The sequence below is a fragment of the Rhodoplanes roseus genome (assembly GCF_003258865.1).
GTDB classification, from domain to species: domain Bacteria; phylum Pseudomonadota; class Alphaproteobacteria; order Rhizobiales; family Xanthobacteraceae; genus Rhodoplanes; species Rhodoplanes roseus.
In genome coordinates this window covers 1-18,581 of the sequence record NZ_NPEX01000013.1, presented here as the reverse complement: position 1 = coordinate 18,581, position 18,581 = coordinate 1, and the positions used below count along the sequence as shown (strand labels likewise).

Below are 18,581 nucleotides of genomic sequence, written 5' to 3'. Positions count from 1 at the left end.
CAAGCCGAATGTCACGCCAGGGCGCGGCGCTTGCGCTCGACGAGCTTCAGGATCATCGGCGTCAGGATGAGCTGCATGGCGAGATCGAGCTTGCCGCCCGGAATCACGATCGAGTTGGCGCGGCTCATGAAGCTGCCGTCGATCATGCTGCGCAGATAAGCGAAGTCGATGCCGCGCGGGTTCTTGAAGCGGATCACCACCATCGACTCGTCGGGCGTCGGGATCCAGCGCGCCACCAACGGGTTCGAGGTGTCGACGGTGGGCACCCGCTGGAAGTTGATGTCGGTCTCGGTGAACTGCGGACAGATCACGTGCACATAGGCGTGCATGCGGCGCAGGATCGTGTCGGTGACGGCCTCGGTCGAGTAGCCGCGCGCCGCGCGGTCGCGATGGATCTTCTGAATCCATTCGAGATTGATCACCGGCACGACGCCGATCTTGAGATCGGCGTATTGCGCGACATTGATCGTGTCGGTCGCCACCGACCCGTGCAGGCCTTCGTAGAACAAGAGATCCGACTTGTCCTCGAACGGCGCCCATTCGGTGAAGGTGCCGACCGGCACGCCGAAGCGCTCGGCCTCCTCGGCGCTGTGCACGTAGTGGCGGCTGCGCCCCCTGCCGGTCAGGCCGTAGTCGCGGAACACGCGCTCGAGCTCCTCGAGCTCGTTGGCCTCGATGTTGAAGTGGCTGAAGGTCTGGTCGCCCTCCGCGGCGCGCCGGGCGATCTCGGCCTTCATGGTGGCGCGGTCGTAGCGATGGAAGGCGTCGCCCTCGATCGACACGGCCGTGATGTTCTCGCGCCGGAAAATCTGATCGAAGGTGTGCTTGACCGTGCTGGTTCCCGCGCCGGAAGAGCCGGTGACCGAGATGATGGGATGCTTGACGGACATGTTCCTGAACCCGGACTTCTGTCTGCCGTCATTCCGGGGCGCACCGCAGGTGCGAACCCGGAATCCAGCGGCAACGACGGTGTTCTTGGCTGGATTCCGGGCTCGACGCTTCGCGGCGCCCCGGAATGACCGGGAAATGGCTTAATTCAAATCCTCGTTGCTGCTTGCTCTCACGCGGTGAGCAGCCCCCGCTTGCCGAACAGCGGCGAGCGCTCGGCGATCTCGCCGGGACCGGTGAGATAGTTCGAGACCCGGTCGACTTTCTCGCGCGAGCCGAAGATCAGGGGAACGCGCTGGTGCAGCTTTTCGGGGACGAGATCGAGAATGGGCGTGCGGCCGTCGGTCGCCGCCGCGCCGGCCTGCTCCATCAGCAACGCGATCGGAAACGCCTCGTAGACCAGGCGCAACCGGCCTTGCGTATAGCCGGCCCGCGTGTCGGCGGGATACAGGTAGATGCCGCCCCGGATGATGATGCGGTGCGCCTCCGCCACCATCGAGGCGATCCAGCGCATGTTGTAGTCGACCTCGCGCGGGCCGTCCTTGCCCTGCAGCAGATCGTCGACATAGAGCCGCAGCCGGTCGTCCCAATGCCGGTGGTTCGACATGTTGATGGCGAATTCCTTGGCCGCCGCCGGGATGGTCACGCGATTCTCGATCAGCCGATAGGCGCCCGCAATGCGGTCGAGCACGAAATGCGCCGTGCCGTCGCCGACGCTGAGCACCAGCGCGGTGTGCGGGCCGTAGACGACGTAGCCGGCGGCGAGCTGGGCCCGGCCTTTCTGAAAGAATGCCGCTTCCGACACCGGATCGACGCCGTCGGGCGCCGGCAGAACCGAGAAGATGGTGCCGATGGTCACGTCGGTGTCGATGTTGGAGGAGCCGTCGAGTGGATCGACCGCGACCAGCAGCGGCGCGCCGGGCGTGACGGCGACCGGCAGCTCGGCCTCCTCCGAGGCGTAAGCGGCGACGGGCGCGCCTTTCAGCGCGTCGTACAGCAGGCGATCGGCGCGCACGTCGAGCTCCTTCTGCTCGTCGTAGCCGTCCGCTCCGGTGCCGCGGACCGCCGACAGCTCGCCGGCGAGCGGCCCTTCGGCGACGACGGCCGCGATCGCCATGGTGGCATCGGTGAGGGCCAGCAGCGTCGTTCTCACCGCATCGCGGGCCGGGTCCGCGCCGGCCCATCGTCCGAGAAATCCGTCCAGTGTCTCAGCCATGCTCCGTCCCCGTCCCGTCGCCTCGCCGCGAGCGTCCAGCGCCATTGTCGCGGCGCCGGCCCGAAAGTCAGTCCGAAAAAACCCGGCTGGCGCGGATTTCCGCCGCCGTGATGGTCCGCAACGCCTCCCCGTCGACCGGCGCGTCCGCCTCGAACAGCCGCATCGCCTGGCGCAGCCGCGCCCGGTCGAAGGCGTTGCGCATGGATCGTGCGTTCGCGAACGAGGGCCGCCGCCGGCGCGCCGTGACGTAGTCGACCAGCGCGGCCCGCGCCCCGTCGTCGAAGCGATAGCCCTCGGCGGCCGCGAGCGTCTCCGTGATGGCGACCAGCTCGGCGTCCTCGTAATCGGGAAAGTCGATGTGGTGCGCGATGCGCGAGCGGAACCCCGGATTGGCCGAGAAGAAGGTCTCCATGCGGTCGCCGTAGCCGGCCAGGATCACGACGAGGTCCTCGCGCTGGTTCTCCATCACCTGGAGCAGGATCTCGATCGCCTCCTGGCCGTAGTCCTTCTCGTTCTCGGGCCGGTACAGATAATAGGCCTCGTCGATGAACAGGACGCCGCCCATGGCGCGCTTGAGGACCTCCTTGGTCTTCGGCGCCGTGTGGCCGATATACTGGCCGACCAGGTCGTCACGCGTCACCGAGACGAGATGGCCCTTCCTCACATAGCCGAGGCGATGCAGGATCGACGCCATGCGTAGCGCCACCGTGGTCTTGCCGGTGCCGGGATTCCCCGTGAAGGCCATGTGCAGGGTCGGCGGCGTCGCCGCCAGCCCGAGCGACCGGCGCGCCTTGTCGACCAGCAGATAGGCGGCGATCTCGCGGATGCGGCGCTTCACCGGCTTCAGCCCGATCAGCGCGGCGTCGAGCTCCGCCAGCACCGCGTCGATCTGGGTGTCGTGGTAGAGCGCCTTGAGGTCGATGCGGGCGCTCGCGGCCGGCGTCTCGGCGCCCACGACCGGCACCGCCTGCCCCGTCTCGATCGTGCCGATGGTCATGCCGCCCTCCACGTCGAACTCATCGCGTCCCAACCCATCCCCTCAGGGTGAGGAGCGGCCGAAGGCCGCGTCTCGAACCATGCGGCCACCCGGCGCTGCCGCCGGGGCCGCCCTCGCCCTTCGAGACGGCTGCTTCGCAGCCTCCTCAGGGTGAGGACGGAACTGGCGCACTCGTCATATGTCGGCTCGAGCGCGGAGCAGCATCACGCCCGCACCACCGAGTAGTGCTGCACCCGCCCCGGGCCTTCGGTGCGCTCCAGGCGGAACTTCGCCTCCTGCGTCGGCCGGTGGACCATGAAGGCGAGCCGCACCGTCTCCCAGCCGCGGGTCGAGTCGAAGGCCGAGAGGCGGATGTAGCTGTCCGGATTGGCGGTGCGGCAGGCCTTCAGCTCGCCCATGACGCCGGCGGCGTCGCGCAGGTCGAACATCGGCGTGCCCCACATGTCCCAATAGGTGTTGCGCGGGTGCGGATCGTCGGTGAACTCCAGGCTCACGGCCCAGCCCTGGTCCAGCGCGTACTGGATCTGCGCGGCGATCTGATCGTCCGTCAGGTCGGGCAGGAACGAGAAGGCGCCCTGGGTGATCTTCGGCATCGGTGTCTCCTGGTCGCGTTGCGACGAATTGGGTGTCCGTCATTCCGGGGCGCGCCGCAGGGCGCGAACCCGGAATCCAGCCATGAACTCGGTGCTCGCCTCTGGATTCCGGGTCCGGCGCTTCGCGCCGTCCCGGAATGACCAGAATGATCATGCCACCGAGGCGGTCGGGACGAAGTCCGAGGTGTCGGTCGAGGTGTAGTCGAAAGTCACCGAGCCCCAGGTGTGCAGCGCCGCCTCCAGCGGCTTGCACCACTTGGCCGCGGCCTGGAGAATCTCCGGGCCCTCGGAGAGAATCTCGCGGCCCTCGTTGCGGGCCAGCACCATGGCCTCCAGCGCCACGCGGTTGGCGATGGCGCCGGCCTCGATCCCCATCGGGTGGCCGATGGTGCCGCCGCCGAACTGCAGCACCACGTCGTCGCCGAACAGGTCGATGAGCTGGTGCATCTGCCCGGCATGGATGCCGCCCGAGGCGACCGGCATGACGCGGCGGATGTCGGCCCAGTCCTGCTCGAAGAACAGGCCACGCGGCAGATCGACGGCGTTCACCCGCTCGCGGCAGATGTTGTAGTAGCCCTGCACGGTCATCGGATCGCCTTCCAGCTTGCCGACCGCCGTGCCGGCATGCAGATGGTCGACGCCCGCCAAGCGCAGCCACTTGGCGATCACCCGAAACGACACGCCGTGGCTCTTCTGCCGCGTGTAGGTGCCGTGGCCGGCGCGGTGCATGTGGAGGATCATGTCGTTGGCGCGCGCCCACTCGGCCATCGACTGGATCGCGGTCCAGCCGATGACCAGATCCACCATCACGATGACCGACCCGAGCTGCTTGGCGAACTCGGCGCGCCGGTACATCTCCTCCATGGTACCGGCCGTGACGTTGAGGTAGTGGCCCTTCACCTCGCCGGTGCGCGCCATCGCCAGGTTGACGCCCTCCATGCAGTAGAGGAAGCGGTCGCGCCAGTGCATGAAGGGCTGCGAGTTGATGTTCTCGTCGTCCTTGGTGAAGTCGAGGCCGCCGCGCAACGCCTCGTAGACGACGCGGCCGTAATTCTTGCCGGACAGGCCGAGCTTCGGCTTGATGGTGGCGCCGAGCAGCGGACGGCCGAAGCAGCCGAGACGCTCGCGCTCGACCACGATGCCGGTCGGCGGGCCCTTGAACGTTTTCACATAGGCGGCCGGCAGCCGCATGTCCTCCAGCCGCGCGGCCTTGAGCGGCTTGAACGAGAACACGTTGCCGATGATCGACGCCGTGAGGTTGGCGATCGAGCCTTCCTCGAACAGGATCAGGTCGTAGGCGATGTAGACGAAATACTGGCCCGGCTGGCCCGGCACCGGCTCCACCTTGTAGGCCTTGCCCCGATAGCTGTCGCAGGCGGTCAGGCGGTCGGTCCACACCACGGTCCAGGTCGCGGTGGAGCTTTCGCCCGCGACGGCCGCGGCGGCCTCGACCGGGTCGACGCCCTCCTGCGGGGTGATGCGGAACACCGCCAGGAGATCCGTCTCCTTCGGCTCGTAGTCGCCGTCCCAGTAGCCCATCTGCGCGTATTTCAGCACGCCGGCGGCGTAGCGCTTCTTGGCGTCCGTGATGAGCCCGGTCGGGGCATCACCGGCGGCACCGGTGGTCGGCGGGGCGAGCGTCGTGACGGTCATGGTGGGCTCCTGGCGTCTCTGTTGCGGCCAGATTGCGTCCGCCCGGGAAATAAGTAAATTTGAATGTCCTGAACGACGATTTCAGATATTCTGAACTCATGCGCAACGTGACCCTGAAGCATCTCCGCCTCCTCGAGAGCGCCGCGCGGCTCGGCAGCTTCACGGCCGCGGCCGAGGCGAACAACATCACGCCGCCGGCCGTGACCATGCAGATGCGCCAGCTCGAGCAGGAGATCGGGCTGCCGTTGTTCGACCGCGACGGCCGTGGGCTGACACCGACGGCGGCGGGCCGCGAGGTGCTGCTGGCGGCGCGCCGGATCGAGGCAGCGCTCGCCGAGTGCCGCGACGCGCTGCTGGCGCTGGAAGGGCTGGAGACCGGCCGGGTGACGGTCGGCGTCGTGTCGACCGCCAAGTATTTCGCGCCCCGGATGCTGGCGGCCTTCGCCCGACGGCATCCGAGGATCGAGCTGCAGCTCGTGGTCGGAAACCGGCGCGACATCGTCGCTCAGTTCGAGGGCGGCCAGTTCGACGTCTGCGTGATGGGCCGGCCGCCGGAGGGCGAGGTCGAAAGCGACCTGATCGGACCGCATCCGCACGTGATCGTGGCGCCCCCCGACCATCCGCTCGCCGGCACGGCGCGGCTCCAGCCCGGCGCGCTGGCGGCGGAGACGTTCCTGGTCCGGGAGGTCGGCTCCGGCACCCGCACCCTGATGGAGGCGTTCTTCGCCAAGGCGAAGCTTCAACCGACCATCGGCATGGAGATCGGCTCCAACGAGACGATCAAGCAGGCCGTGATGGCGGGCCTCGGCCTCGCCTTCATCTCGGCCCACACGATCGCGGCCGAACTCGCCGACGGCCGGCTGGTGGTGCTCGACATCGCCGGCACGCCGCTCCTGCGCAACTGGTACGTGGTCCGTCCCAAGGCGCGCCGCCTGATGCCGGCCGCCAAGGCCTTGCAGGCCTTCGTGGTCGCCGAGGGCGCCTCGTTCCTGCCGACGCCGCTGGCGCCGTGACGGCCGACGGCACCCCGGCTGTCGCGCGATCGAGCCTGTGAGGCCGAGTCGGTCCGGCCGGCGATCAGAGCGCGCGTCGAAGCCGGTCGCGTTCGGCGACGTGCAGCGCGACGAGAGTCTCCAACGCGCGCAGAAGACGCTCGGCGGACGATCTCGCCTCTCCCGACCCGTCCTCGTCGCCATGCGCCAGCTCGGCGAGCCGGAGACGCTGAGCGTTCAGCTGACGCACGCTTTCCACCACGGCGACCTCGGCACGAGCGAGCCGGTCCAGCGTCGCTTCGGCCTCGGGCCCGAGCGGGTCGGACCCAGGCTCGCCGGCCGAGGCGACGGGGGCGCGGCTCATTTCGGCCGGCACGCCCGGAGCTTCACCTCGGCTCGCGTGTATTCGGCCGCGACGTCGATGTCGGAGACGATGCGGTAGCGGTAGTTCTCGTCCCAGCCGTTGTCGTCGATCAGCTCCTGAGCGTGGGAAAAGACGTCCAGGCCGAAGACGAGGTCGCGCTGCACCTCGTTTCTGCGCTCGTCCAGAACGATCAGCTGCGCCGGCATTGTTGTTCTTCCTTCTTGTCGATCTCTCCAGTCAGCTCCGTAACGCGGGTTCGGGCCCGACGTTCCAGGGCACGTTCGCGCACCACAATCGCTCCCGGCACTGTGCTTCGGCGTGACACTGCGCGTGCTGGTCGCGCCGGAACCCCGCGCGGCGCCTCGCGGTTGCTTCTCTGGTCTTCAGCAAGACGTTCTCGCCTCGCTTCACCGTCGTTCTCGGCGGCACGGACGAACCCCCGCCTGACCGGCTCGTGAGTATGCAATGACCGACGCGACGGCACCCGTGGACCGACGCTTCCCTGTCGCAGCCGGGATCTTCTTCGGCCTCGGGCTCGGCGGGTTCTTCGACGGCATCGTGCTGCACCAGGTGCTGCAGTGGCACCACATGGTGAGCAGCCACTACCCGCCGGACAGCGTCGACAATCTGCGTCGGAACACGCTGTGGGACGGCCTCTTCCACAGCACCACCTACGTGTTCGTCGTGGTCGGCCTGATCCTGCTGTGGCGCTCGGCGCATCGCCGGCACCTGTACTGGTCGAACAAGCTGCTGGTCGCGACCATGCTGATCGGCCTCGGTGCGTTCAACCTCGTCGAGGGGCTGATCAATCATCAGATTCTCGGAATCCACCATGTCAACGAGACGGCGCCGCGCGAGCATTGGCTGGCCTGGGACATCGGCTTTCTCGTATGGGGGGCCGCCATGCTGATCGGCGGGCTTGCCCTGCTGGCGCGCGGACGCCGGGACGAGACCCGCAGCCGCTGAATGCGCGGGCTCCTCCGAGGATCTGAACCTGCGGGCCGCTCCGGGCTTGTCAGAGACCACCTCCGAGCCTGCCACGAGCCCATGCCCGCCCGCTCAACGTCGCCGAACCCGCCGCTCCGGCAGCAGGCCGTCGTCTCCGACTCGCCGCTCGGCGCGATCGCCGAGCTCGCGCTGTCCCGCCGAGACGACGCTACAGTCGTCGTCCTGCTGGCGAGCGAACGGCGGGCCGAGATGCTCGGCGCGATCCTGCACGCCTTCGATCCCGGCTGCGGCGCCATGGTCCTGCCGCGCACCGACGTGCTGCCCTATGACGGGATCGTGCCGTCGCGGGACATCGCCGGACGGCGCGCCTCGGTGCTGCGGCGCCTCGCACAGGGATCCCGCGCCATCGTGGTCGCGACGTCCGACGCGGTGCTGCAGCGCATTCCGCCGCGGGAGGCATGGACCGACGCCGTTTTCCCGCTGAAGGTCGGGCAGCCGCTCGACCTCACGGCGCTGCGCGAGTTTCTCGAACGTGCCGGCTACGACCTCGATGCGCGCGTCGACGATCCGGGCGAGGCCAACCTGCAGGGCCAGATGATCGACGTCTTCCCGGCCGGTGCGATCGGCCCGGTCCGGATCGAGCACGAGGACGGCCGTATCCTCGGGCTGTCGGCTTATGATCCCCTCACCCAGCGCAGCACCGGCGATCTCGCCGAGTTCGTGCTGGACGTCGCCTCGGAAGGCTGCGTCGGGACGGACGAGCAGGCCGCGGCCAGCGTCTTCGATTACGTCCCGAAAGCGCTGATCATCGCCGACGCGAAGGCCGACGCCCGGGCGTCGACGTTCCTGCAATCCGTGCGCGACGCCTACCAGACGCGTCGCACACTTCCGGCCGGGCTGGCACGCGACATGCGCCCGCCGATGCCGCCCGACCAGTTCTACCTGGACCGGGCGGCTTGGCAGGCCGCGTCGAAGCGCCCCGACACCCTGGTCCTCGCCGACGTCCCGCCCGCGGCCGAGCAGCGCGTGCCGCTGTTCGCGGCCGAGCGATCGCAGCAGCGGCTGCTCCGCGAGTTCGTCGCCGGAACGGCGAAGGCCGGCCGGACCCTCGTTCTGACGGCGGCCGACGCGCATGACCGGCGAGCCAGCGAAAGTCGCCTGCGGCGCGCCGGCGCATCGCCGGTCACGCAGGTCTCGTCCTGGGCCGACGTCCTGGCCGCGCCGAAGGGAGCCGTGCTGTCGCTGCGCGCCGATCTCGAGGCCGGCTTCGTCTCGCCCGTCGCCGACGTCACCGTGATCGCGGCTGCCGACCTGCTGGGAAGCCGGGCCCGCCACGACGCCCCGTTCGGCATCAGGGCGGCGGCGATCCAGCCGGAGGTCGAACGGCTGCAGGCCGGTGACACCGTCCTCCACCTCGCCCGCGGCCTCGGCGTGCTGACCGGCCTCGAAACCGTCGAGGCGGCGGACGCCGCCGCGACCGACATGGTCCGGCTTCGCTACGCCGACGACACGGACGTGCTGCTGCCGGTCCAGGAGCTCGCCGCTGTCTGGCGGCATGGCGGCGATCCGGAGAGTCTCACGCTCGACAACGCCGACGGCACCACCTGGAGCCGACGGTCCGCCCGGCTGTGGAGCGAGATCGGCGAGACGGCACAGAAGATGGTGGCGCTGGCGGCGGAGCGGGAGGCGCGGACCGCGCCGGCGTTGCGGCCGGCAGTGGCCGAGTACGAGCGGTTCGCCTCCGGCTTCTCGTTCCTGCCGACCGCCGACCAGAGCGCCGCCACCGAAGCCGTGCTCGACGATCTCGCGTCGGGCCGTCCGATGGACCGGCTGGTGTGCGGCGACGTCGGCTTCGGCAAGACCGAGGTGGCGCTGCGTGCGGCGGCCGCGACCGTGCTGGCCGGCAAGCAGGTGGCCGTGGTGGCGCCGACCACGGTGCTGGCGGCCCAGCATGCCGAGACGTTCCGCCGCCGCTTCGCCGCGCTCGGCATCGCGGTGGGACATCTGTCCCGGGTGGCCCGACCCGCCGAAGCGCGTGAGGTGAAGACGAAGCTTGCGGACGGCTCGCTTCGCCTCGTGGTCGGCACCCATGCGATCGCCGGAAAGGGCGTGCGCTTCGCCGATCTCGGCCTGGTCGTCATCGACGAGGAGCACCGGTTCGGCGTGCGCGAGAAGGGCAGGCTGCGCGCTTTGGCCGAGGGCGTGCACATGCTGACCCTTTCGGCGACCCCGATCCCGCGCACCTTGCGGATGGCGACCTTGGGCCTGCAGGAGCTCAGCACGATCGCGACGCCGCCGGCGCGACGATTGCCCGTCCGCAGCATCGTCCGCGATTTCGACGATGCGACGGTGGCGGCGGCGTTGCGCTATGAACGCCGGCGCGGCGGCCAGTCTCTCGCCGTCTGCCCCCGCATCGAGGACATCCCGAGCATGGCCGAACGGCTGGCCGGTATCGTGCCGGATCTCGCCGTGCTCACCATCCACGGCCGCATGGCGGCCGCCGACATCGACGACGCCCTGGTGCGGTTCGCCGGCGGCGAAGGCGACATCCTGCTCGCCACCAACATCATCGAGAGCGGGCTCGACCTGCCGCGTGCCAACACCATCCTGATCTGGCGGCCGGACCGGTTCGGGCTCACCCAGCTTCATCAGCTCCGGGGGCGCGTCGGGCGGGGCGCCAGGCGAGCGTTCGCGTACTTCCTCTCCGATCCGGATCAGTCGAAGACGGCCGCCACGGAGAAGCGGCTCGCCGCCATCCGCGACGCCTCCGGGCTCGGCGCCGGCTTCGCCTTGAGCGCCCGCGACCTCGATCTCCGCGGCGCCGGCGCCCTGTTCGGCGAAGACCAGGCCGGGCACATCGAGATCGCCGGGTCGGAACTCTACGCGGATCTGCTGGACCGCGCACTGCGGCAGGCCCGCGGCGAGACGCTGCCCGACGAGATCATCCCGGAGCTGCATGTCGAGATCGGCGGGCGAATCCCGCCGGACCTCGTGCCCGACGCCGACACGCGGCTCGCGCTCTATGCCCGGCTCGCCAAGGCCCGGCACGAGGACGACCTCGACCAGATCGAGGCCGAGATCGAGGACCGTTTCGGCGAGGCGCCCGGCGAGCTGCTCGACCTTCTCACCCTGGCGCGTGTCCGGCTGCGCTGCCGGGCGCTGGGTCTCACGCGGATCGACGCGGGTCCGCAGGCGATCGCCCTGACGTTGCGCCCGGACTGTCGGCTGGATGCGCAACATGCGAGCCGCTGCGGATTGCGACGGAGCGGCGAACGTCTGATCGCCGACGTGCCGACGGATGCGGGAAATCGGCTGGAGACCCTGATGGCGCTCCTCGACGAGATCGCCGGCTGATCACGCCCGGCCTCGGCGTGGCAGCTCCGCACCCGGGGCCGCGTCCGCCGTGGCAGGATGTGAGGCGGCGTCCGGCTCCGCCGGCTGCGGCGGGGCGTTCCGCTGTACCAGCCGGAAGAACAACGGCACGAACAGGATCGCCAGGAAGGTGGCGGCCAGCATGCCTCCGATCACGCCGGTGCCGACCGAATGACGGCTCGCCGAGCCGGCGCCCGCCGCCACGGCGAGCGGCACCACGCCGAGGATGAAGGCGAGCGACGTCATCACGATCGGCCGGAAGCGCAACTGCGCCGCTTCGAGGGCGGCCTCGACGGCCGGCCGACCGGCGCGCTGGCGCTCCGAGGCGAACTCGACGATCAGGACGGCGTTCTTGGCCGAAAGCCCGATCAGGGTGATGAGGCCGACCTGGAAATACACGTCGTTCTCGATGCCGCGCAGCCAGATCGCCACGATCGCTCCGAACACCGCGAAGGGCACGGCCGTGACCACGGCGAGCGGCAGGCTCCACCGCTCGTACTGGGCCGCCAGGATCAGGAACACCATCACGATGCCGAACAGGAAGCCCAGATAGCCGGTGCCGGCCGTCTGGATCTCCTGATACGCCGCACCGGTCCAGCCGATCGTGTAGTCGGCCGACAGCGTCTCGGCGACCACCTGCTGGATCGCCGCGATGGCCTGACCGGACGAGTAGCCGGGTGCCGGGCTCGCCTGGAGGCGCGCAGCCGGGAAGACGTTGAAGCGCTCCACCACGTCGGGGCCGGTCGTGCGCGAGACCGTGACGAGGGCGGTGAGCGGCACCATGGCGCCGCGCTCCGAGCGCACGAAGACGTGCCGGAGGTCGTCCGGCGACTCGCGGAACGCGCCCTCCGACGACAGCGTCACCCGGAAGGTGCGGCCGAACAGCGTGAAGTCGTTGACGTAGAGGCTGCCGAACGAGCTCTGCATGGTGTCGAACAGCGAGGCGATCGGCACGCCCAGCGCCTTCGCCTTCTCGCGATCCACCGTCACGCGGTATTGCGGCGTGCCGGTCGAGAAGGTGGTCGACACGCCGGTCAGCTCGGGCCGCGCGCCAGCGGCCGCGACCACGCGCTGCACGGCCTGGTTCAGGCTCTCCAGGCTGCCGCCGGACCGGTCCTGCAAGTAGGCCTCGATGCCGCCCGTCGTCGAGATGCCCTGGATGGGCGGCGGATTGAAGCTGACGACGACGCCGTCGAGGAAGCGGGCGTTCAGCGCCGCGAAGGCCCGTGGCAATGCGCGGGCGTCGAGCGCCGGATCGGTGCGCTCGGCCCAGTCCTTCAACGACACGAACGAGACGCCCGAATTCGTCTTCTGGGCGCCGGCGAGGAAATCGAAGCCGGCGAGCGTGATGATGTCGGCGACGGCCGGGTTCTCCCGCGCGCCCGCCGTGACCTTCTCGGTCACGGCGAGCGTACGGTCGAGCGCCGCAGCGGGCGGGAGCTGGGTGACGAGGAAGACGTAGCCCTGGTCCTCGGCCGGCACCAGCGCGCCGGGGACGCGCTGGAACAGGAGCCAGGTCGCGCCGAGCATCACGGCGACGAGAGCGAGCGCCAGTGCCGCGTGACGGAGGAAGAAGCCCACGCCGGCCGTGTAGCGCGCCGTCACCGCGCCGAAGACCCGGTTGAACCAGCGGAACGGAAGCCACGGCTCGCGATGGCCCGGCTTCAGCAGGAGGGCGCAGAGCGCCGGCGTCAGAGTGAGCGCGACGATGCCGGAGATGACGACCGACACCGCGATGGTGACGGCGAACTGGCGGTAGAGCTCGCCCGCCAGCCCGCCCAGGAACGACACCGGGACGAACACGGCGACCAGCACCAGCACGATGGCGACCACCGGGCCGGACACCTCCTGCATGGCCTGCACGGCGGCGTCGTACGGGCTCTTGCGCTCGGTCGTCATGATGCGCTCGACGTTCTCCAGCACCACGATGGCGTCGTCGACGACGATGCCGATGGCGAGGATCAGGCCGAACAGCGTGAACAGGTTGATCGAGAAGCCGAGCGCATACATGCCGGCGAAGGTGCCGATGATCGACACCGGCACGGCCAGCACCGGGATCAGGGTGGCGCGCCAGTTCTGCAGGAACAGGAACACCACCGCGACGACCAGCGCGATCGCCTCGGCGAAGGTCTTGGCCACCTCCTCGACGGAGGCCTGGATGAAGCGGGTGGTGTTGAACGGCACGTCGTAGCGCAGCCCCTCGGGGAAGCGCTGCGCCAGCCGCTCCATGGTGGCGTTCACGGCATTGGCGACCTGGAGGGCGTTGGCGCCGGGCTGCAGATAGACGCCGATCGGCACCGCCGGGGCGCCGTTGAGCGTCGCCACCGTCGAGTAGTTCTGCGAGCCGAGCTCGACCCGGGCGATGTCCTTGACGCGCAGCGCCGCCCCGTTCGGATCGGAGCGGATGATGATGTTCTCGAACTCCTTGGGATCGGCGAAGCGACCCTGCGTCGTCACCGAATAGGTGAAGGCCTGCGCGCCGCGCAGCGGCTCCTCGCCGAAGCGGCCTGCCGCGAACTGCGAGTTCTGCTCCCGGATGGCGGCGGCGATGTCGCTCGGCGTCAGATTGTACTGCGCCACCTTGTCGGGCCGCAGCCAGATGCGCATCGAGTAGTCGGAGGCGCCGAACAGCGAGGCGTCGCCGACGCCCGGCGTGCGGCGCAGCTCGTCGATGACGTTCACCAGCGCATAATTGGAGATGAAGATGGTGTCGTAGCGGCCTCCCGGCGACGACATGCTGACGACCTGCAGGATCGAGCTCGACCGCTTGGCCACCGTGACGCCCTGACGCCGCACCTCTTCGGGCAGCAGCACGGTGGCGCGTTGCACCCGGTTGTTGACGTTGATGGTCGCCTGGTCCGGATCCGTGCCGATCTCGAAGGAGACCGAAATCCGCATCGTACCGGTGCCGGTCGCGGTGGAGCGCATGTAGATCATGCGCTCGACGCCGTTGATCTGCTGCTCGAGCGGCGCCGCGACCGTCTCGGCGATGGTCTGCGCGTCGGCGCCCGGATAGGTCGCCGTGACGATCACCTCCGGCGGCACGATCGGAGGATACTGCTCGACCGGCAACACCCGGACCGCGACGAGCCCCGCCAGCACGATCACGATGGACAGCACGGTCGCGAAGACCGGTCGGTCGATGAAGAACTTGGAGATCACGGCCGCGCCCCGGAGCGTTTCGCGCCGCCGGTGCTGCCGTCGGGCGAGCCGACGCCGGCCGATCCGGTCGTCGCCGGTGCTCCTTCGGACGATTGCGCGGCTGCGGCACCTCCCTCCGGTGACGGCTTGGCCGGTACGGCCCGGACCAGCTGGCCGGGCTTCACCCGGACGACGCCGTCGACCACGACTCTCTCCCCGGGCTGCAGTCCCGAGGTCACGACAAATCCGTCCCGCACCTCCTGGCCGAGCCGGACCGGCCGTGCCTCCGCGACATTCGCGGCCGTCACGACGTAGACGGACGCACCCTGCGGGCCTTGCGACACGGCGCGCTCGGGGACCACCAGGGCATCCGGCAAGGTGACGCCGCGAATCACGACGCGGACGAACTGCCCCGGCAACAACACGCCGTCCGGATTGGGGAAGACGGCCCGCGCCTGGATGGTGCCGGTCTGCTGGTCGACCCGCTGCGCCGCCGTGTCGATGCGGCCGGGCTTGTCGTAGCGGCTCCGGTCGCCGAAGCGCAGCTCGACCGTGAGATCCTTCTCCGAGATCGGTTTGGCCCGGTGTTCGTTCAACTCGCGAAAATCCTGAGCCTCCTGGTCCGTGAACGAGAAGTTCACGTAAGCGGGATCGAGCGGCGTGATCGTCGTCAGAAGGGTCTGCTGCGGCTGGATCAGGCTGCCGACCGCCGGAGAGGTCAGCGCGGTGACGCCGGCCACGGGCGACACGATGGTCGTGTAGTCGAGGTTGAGGCGCGCGGCCTCGACCTCCGCCTGGGCGAGATCGACGGCGGCACGCGCCTGGTCACGGGTCCCGGTCGCCTGCTCGAGCTGCTGCTCGGAGGCGACGTTGCGCTGCCGCAGCTCGGAGACACGGGCATAGTTGTCCTCGGCCTGTCGCACCGCCGCCCGGGCTTGTGCGAGTTGCGCCTCGGCGCGGGCGAGCGCGACCCGGAAGGTCGCGGGATCGATGCGGAACAGCACCTGCCCATCCTTGACCCCGGCACCTTCGTCGAACTCGCGGCTGAGCAGCAGGCCGCCGACCCGCGGCCTGATCTCCACATCGCGCGGAGCACCGATACGGCCGGCATACGCGACCGGCAGCGGGACTTGGCGGGGCGAGACCTCGACGACTCCAACGGTCGGCGGCGGCTGCGCCGGCGCCCCCGTTGCACCGGCCGGCGGGGCGGTCGCCTGACGGTCGGCACCCGGCCGTGCGGGCAGCACGTCACCGGGGCCGCGCCATCCGAGGAGCCAAGCCAGCGCGACGACCGCCACGATCGCCGAAGCCGAGAGGACGACGATGCGACGGATCAACTGGGTTGTCTCGTGTTGGACACTCGTGGGACCTGCGCATGTCAACTCGGCAGCACCGACTTGGTGCCACGGCGCAGCCGATCTTCGGGACCGTGCGCCTGCGGGACTGCCCGTCGTCATCTCCTCCTGACAGGCCGCGATGTCGCCCACGCGAGACCGCGGTGCGACGTTCATTCCCGGAACTCGGCCGCGCGAGCGAGGTTCAACACTCGACGTCACCGAACCTATGGAGACGCCGTATGCGTGAATTCGTTCGTCGTTATCTGGTCGCATTGTTCGAGGCGGTCACGCGCGTCCGGGTCCGCAGCACTGCCGTCGAGCGGATGAACGGCCTGGTCGGTGCGAGCTTCGTGGTTCTGTTCGTCTGCCTCCTCGCGGCCAATCTGATCGAGCCCGGGACTCCGCTCGCCCAGGCTCTCTGCATGCCGCTCGCCGGGATCGCCGTGGCGCTCGCGGCCCTGATCACGCTCGAGCTGGTCGCGACGATCCGGAAAATCGTCTGATCACGTCCGAGCGGACCGCCGAGACGCGTCGATCCGGCTCACATCGGGTCGAGCGGAGCTGACACACGAATGGCCTACGGTTCGCATCATCTCACGGTCGCCGCCGAGGGCGGCGCGGCGCACGTGATCGTCTCCGGCGCCGGTGCGCCCGTGCTTCTGCTGCACGGGCTCGGCGGCCTGGCCGAGGAGGTGATGGCGCCCCTCGTGAACCCCGGCGAAGGCCATCGGCTGCTGGCGATCGATCGTCCGGGCTATGGCGGGTCGGAGCCGCAGCCCGCCTGCCGCATGGGCCCGGATCGCCAGGCCGACTGGCTCGCCTGCGTGATCGCGCGGCTCGACATCGGCGCGCCCGTCGTGGTCGCGCACTCGTTCGGCGCCGCCGTGGGCCTGTGGCTCGCGCATCGGCACCCCGATTGCGTCAAAGGCCTCGTGCTGGTCGCCCCGTTCTGCCGGCCGACCAGGCCGGCCCGCATGCCGCTCCTCCGGCTCGCCGCCATGGAGCGGCTCGGACGCCCGCTGCGGTGGGCCCTGCCGCAGCTCGCACCGTTGATCGCGGGGCGCAAGCTGGCGGCCGCTTTCGCACCCGACGCCGTACCGCCTCACGTGAAACGCCTTCCTTTCGCCGTCGCTGCCCAGCCCGGCGCCGTTCTCGCCATGGCGGCGGAGCTGCGTGGCTTCAATGCCGCCATGGCCGATCTCGGCGAGCGGCTGCACGAGGTGACGTGCCCGGCCGTGGTGATCGGCGGTGAGAGGGATCCGGTGGCACCTTTCGACCTGCACGGCGAATGGCTGCGCGCGCGGCTGCCGCGGTGCACGGTCCTGCGGGTCGCCGACGCCGGTCATATGATCCACCACGTCCGCCCGCGGACCATCACCCGCGCCATCGACCGGGTCAGTGCCGCCTCCGCCTCGTCGCCTGCCGTGACGGCGTAGGGGGCTGCCCCGTCTTCATTCGGTCACGGACGCCTCGGTGACGAACAGGTTCGGCTTGCGCAGCATCAGCAGGGCGAGCAGCGCCAGGGTCTTGAGGTCCTCGACCTGCTTGGTCTCGATCAGCCGGCGCAGCTCGGCGAGGGGAAGCTCGATCACCTGTATGTTCTCGTGCTCGCCGGCGGCGCCACCGCCGCGATCGACCCGGTCCGCGGCGGCGTAGCTCGCCAGATAGAGGTCGAGACGCTCGGTCGACACGCCGGGCGAGCTCCAGACCCGGCCGGCATGCTCCAATTCCCGCAGCCGCAGCCCGGTCTCTTCGAGCGCCTCCCGTCGGGCCGTCTCGGCCGGCTCCTCGTCCTCGATCATTCCGGCCGGACACTCCAGCAGGTCGGTCCGGCCTTCGGAGATCAGGATGGGCGGGCGCAGGAGCTTCACCAGGATCGCGGTTCGGCGCTCCGGATCGTAGGGCAGCACCGCCACCGCATTGCCATGATCCTCGACCTCGCGGCCGACCTCGTATCCGTCTTCGAGCTGCAGGCGAACGCCGAGAATCTCGGTCCAGCCCTCGTACAGCGTGCGGGTTCGCAGGATTCTCGCCGGCACCGATGTCACTCCTCGACAGGGCCGTCCGGCGCGAGACCGCACCCACCGCAAAGCCCGTTTCGTGAACAGCCGCCCTCCCGCCATCGTTCCGCAACGGACGATGCTTCGCCCTCGGGCGCGGCGTCGTCGTCTCTGGTCTCATCGACACCGGCGCCACCCGCGTCGGTCCGCCGACGGTGCATCGCATCGCTCGCACCGGAACAGTCTCGCGGCCCAAGAGGTTCTGATCTCGGCTCGATGCCGCCGCGCTCGACGCTGCTCCATGCCGTTCAGGCTCGGGCCGATGGGGACGATCGACCGTCCGGCGGACTGATCCACGCAGACGAACGACGTTCAGCGATGCCGCCATGCTGCTCGAGAGGTCGGCTCGACCCCGGGCCGGAATTTCCGGCGCAAGTCTCTGGATGAAGTGGCGGTCCCGACAGGACTCGAACCTGTGACCTTCGGTTTAGGAAACCGCTGCTCTATCCGGCTGAGCTACGGGACCGTCGGCCTCGCACTAGCATAATCGTCGGGCTCGTGCATCCTGCGGCGGAGCGGAGCCGCTCCGGCCGCCGAGCAGCCCGAGGCGATGGAGCGGACCGGCCACAGCGAGGCCATGCAGGGGGACTGCTCCGGCCGAGTCACCCGTTTCCCGAGCCGGCGGAATGCGACGTTTCCTCCTCGCCATCGGCATGCTCCTCTCGGTCGCGGCCGCCGCGGCCGGGCAGCCGGCCGCCCCGGACGGCCGCACCGACCCGCCCGCATCGGGCTCCTCCTTATCGCCGCCCGCCCTGCCCAAATCGCTGGCGGCACCGCCCGGTGCGCTCGGCCCCGGCGCGCTCGGCTGCGCCCTCGCCGTGGTCGCGACCGCGACGGTCGCCGCCGTACCGGACGGCCGCTCGCTGCTGCTCGTCGACGGGCGTGAGGTTCTGCTCGCCGGGATCGAGGTCGCCCCCGTCGACGCCCCGGCCGGTGCCGCGGCCCGCGCGGCGCTGGCGACACTGGTCGGCCCCGGGGACGTGACCCTGCTCCGGGGCACGCCGCAACCCGACCGCTGGG

General features: G+C 69.9%; 15 protein-coding genes, 1 tRNA gene and 1 pseudogene. 6 read left to right on the top strand and 11 right to left on the bottom strand.

Features of this window, described 5'->3' with window-relative positions:
* Nucleotides 1-11: 11 nt before the first annotated feature.
* The 5 genes from CH341_RS03440 to CH341_RS03420 all read right to left on the bottom strand — a co-directional run bounded on the left by CH341_RS03440 (nt 12) and on the right by CH341_RS03420 (nt 5,347).
* Nucleotides 12-890: a phosphoribulokinase gene (locus CH341_RS03440; protein ID WP_111417629.1), complete on the bottom strand. Its 879-nt coding sequence runs from the start codon at nt 888-890 to the stop codon at nt 12-14.
* A gap of 170 nt (nt 891-1,060) precedes the next feature.
* Nucleotides 1,061-2,104 (bottom strand): class 1 fructose-bisphosphatase, encoded by a 1,044-nt coding sequence (locus tag CH341_RS03435; RefSeq protein WP_111417628.1) that lies wholly within the window; start codon nt 2,102-2,104, stop codon nt 1,061-1,063.
* 67 nt (nt 2,105-2,171) lie between these two features.
* The gene (gene cbbX, locus CH341_RS03430; protein WP_111417657.1) at nt 2,172-3,101 is read right to left on the bottom strand and encodes a CbbX protein; all 930 of its coding nucleotides are present in this window, start codon (nt 3,099-3,101) and stop codon (nt 2,172-2,174) included.
* A 203-nt stretch (nt 3,102-3,304) separates the two neighbouring features.
* Complete coding sequence (locus CH341_RS03425) at nt 3,305-3,694, bottom strand: ribulose bisphosphate carboxylase small subunit (RefSeq protein WP_111417627.1); 390 nt, start codon at nt 3,692-3,694, stop codon at nt 3,305-3,307.
* Nucleotides 3,695-3,844: 150 nt separating this feature from the next.
* Nucleotides 3,845-5,347: a form I ribulose bisphosphate carboxylase large subunit gene (locus CH341_RS03420; protein ID WP_210208171.1), complete on the bottom strand. Its 1,503-nt coding sequence runs from the start codon at nt 5,345-5,347 to the stop codon at nt 3,845-3,847.
* A 98-nt stretch (nt 5,348-5,445) separates the two neighbouring features.
* Between CH341_RS03420 and CH341_RS03415 the strand changes: the two genes are divergently transcribed.
* A complete protein-coding gene (locus CH341_RS03415; RefSeq protein ID WP_111417626.1) occupies nt 5,446-6,360 on the top strand; it encodes a LysR family transcriptional regulator in 915 nt (304 codons plus the stop codon).
* 64 nt (nt 6,361-6,424) lie between these two features.
* On the opposite strand, the gene CH341_RS03410 is transcribed toward CH341_RS03415, so the two are convergent.
* Nucleotides 6,425-6,703, bottom strand: a complete 279-nt coding sequence (locus CH341_RS03410; protein ID WP_111417625.1) for a hypothetical protein — start codon at nt 6,701-6,703, stop codon at nt 6,425-6,427.
* Complete coding sequence (locus tag CH341_RS03405; RefSeq protein ID WP_111417624.1) at nt 6,700-6,909, bottom strand: hypothetical protein; 210 nt, start codon at nt 6,907-6,909, stop codon at nt 6,700-6,702. Before CH341_RS03405 ends, CH341_RS03410 begins: the two co-directional genes overlap by 4 nt.
* A gap of 259 nt (nt 6,910-7,168) precedes the next feature.
* On the opposite strand from CH341_RS03405, the gene CH341_RS03400 reads away from it, so the two are divergent.
* Both CH341_RS03400 and CH341_RS03395 read left to right on the top strand, forming a co-directional pair.
* Nucleotides 7,169-7,669, top strand: coding sequence for a DUF2243 domain-containing protein (locus CH341_RS03400; RefSeq protein WP_111417623.1), 501 nt, complete (start codon nt 7,169-7,171; stop codon nt 7,667-7,669).
* An 81-nt stretch (nt 7,670-7,750) separates the two neighbouring features.
* A complete protein-coding gene (locus CH341_RS03395; protein WP_111417622.1) occupies nt 7,751-11,005 on the top strand; it encodes a DEAD/DEAH box helicase in 3,255 nt (1,084 codons plus the stop codon).
* Here CH341_RS03395 and CH341_RS03390 read toward each other — a convergent pair whose 3' ends face one another.
* Entirely contained in the window at nt 11,006-14,182 is a 3,177-nt protein-coding gene (locus CH341_RS03390; protein WP_111417654.1) for an efflux RND transporter permease subunit, read from the bottom strand.
* Nucleotides 14,182-15,501 carry an efflux RND transporter periplasmic adaptor subunit gene (locus CH341_RS03385; RefSeq protein ID WP_245430853.1) on the bottom strand — a complete coding sequence of 440 codons (1,320 nt, stop codon included), beginning with the start codon at nt 15,499-15,501 and terminating at the stop codon, nt 14,182-14,184. The genes CH341_RS03390 and CH341_RS03385 overlap by 1 nt, the downstream gene beginning before the upstream one ends.
* A gap of 239 nt (nt 15,502-15,740) precedes the next feature.
* Between CH341_RS03385 and CH341_RS03380 the strand changes: the two genes are divergently transcribed.
* Nucleotides 15,741-16,004, top strand: a complete 264-nt coding sequence (locus CH341_RS03380) for a hypothetical protein (protein ID WP_111417621.1) — start codon at nt 15,741-15,743, stop codon at nt 16,002-16,004.
* Between the two features lie 69 nt (nt 16,005-16,073).
* The gene (locus CH341_RS03375; protein ID WP_111417620.1) at nt 16,074-16,937 is read left to right on the top strand and encodes an alpha/beta fold hydrolase; all 864 of its coding nucleotides are present in this window, start codon (nt 16,074-16,076) and stop codon (nt 16,935-16,937) included.
* Nucleotides 16,938-16,952: 15 nt separating this feature from the next.
* Here the strand turns inward: CH341_RS03375 and CH341_RS03370 are convergent, their stop codons facing one another.
* Both CH341_RS03370 and CH341_RS03365 read right to left on the bottom strand, forming a co-directional pair.
* Entirely contained in the window at nt 16,953-17,540 is a 588-nt protein-coding gene (locus CH341_RS03370) for an NUDIX domain-containing protein (RefSeq protein WP_245430852.1), read from the bottom strand.
* Nucleotides 17,541-17,950: 410 nt separating this feature from the next.
* A tRNA-Arg gene (locus CH341_RS03365) sits at nt 17,951-18,027 on the bottom strand.
* 160 nt (nt 18,028-18,187) lie between these two features.
* On the opposite strand from CH341_RS03365, the pseudogene CH341_RS03360 reads away from it, so the two are divergent.
* Nucleotides 18,188-18,581 (top strand): annotated as a pseudogene (locus CH341_RS03360) (hypothetical protein); the annotation flags it as partial.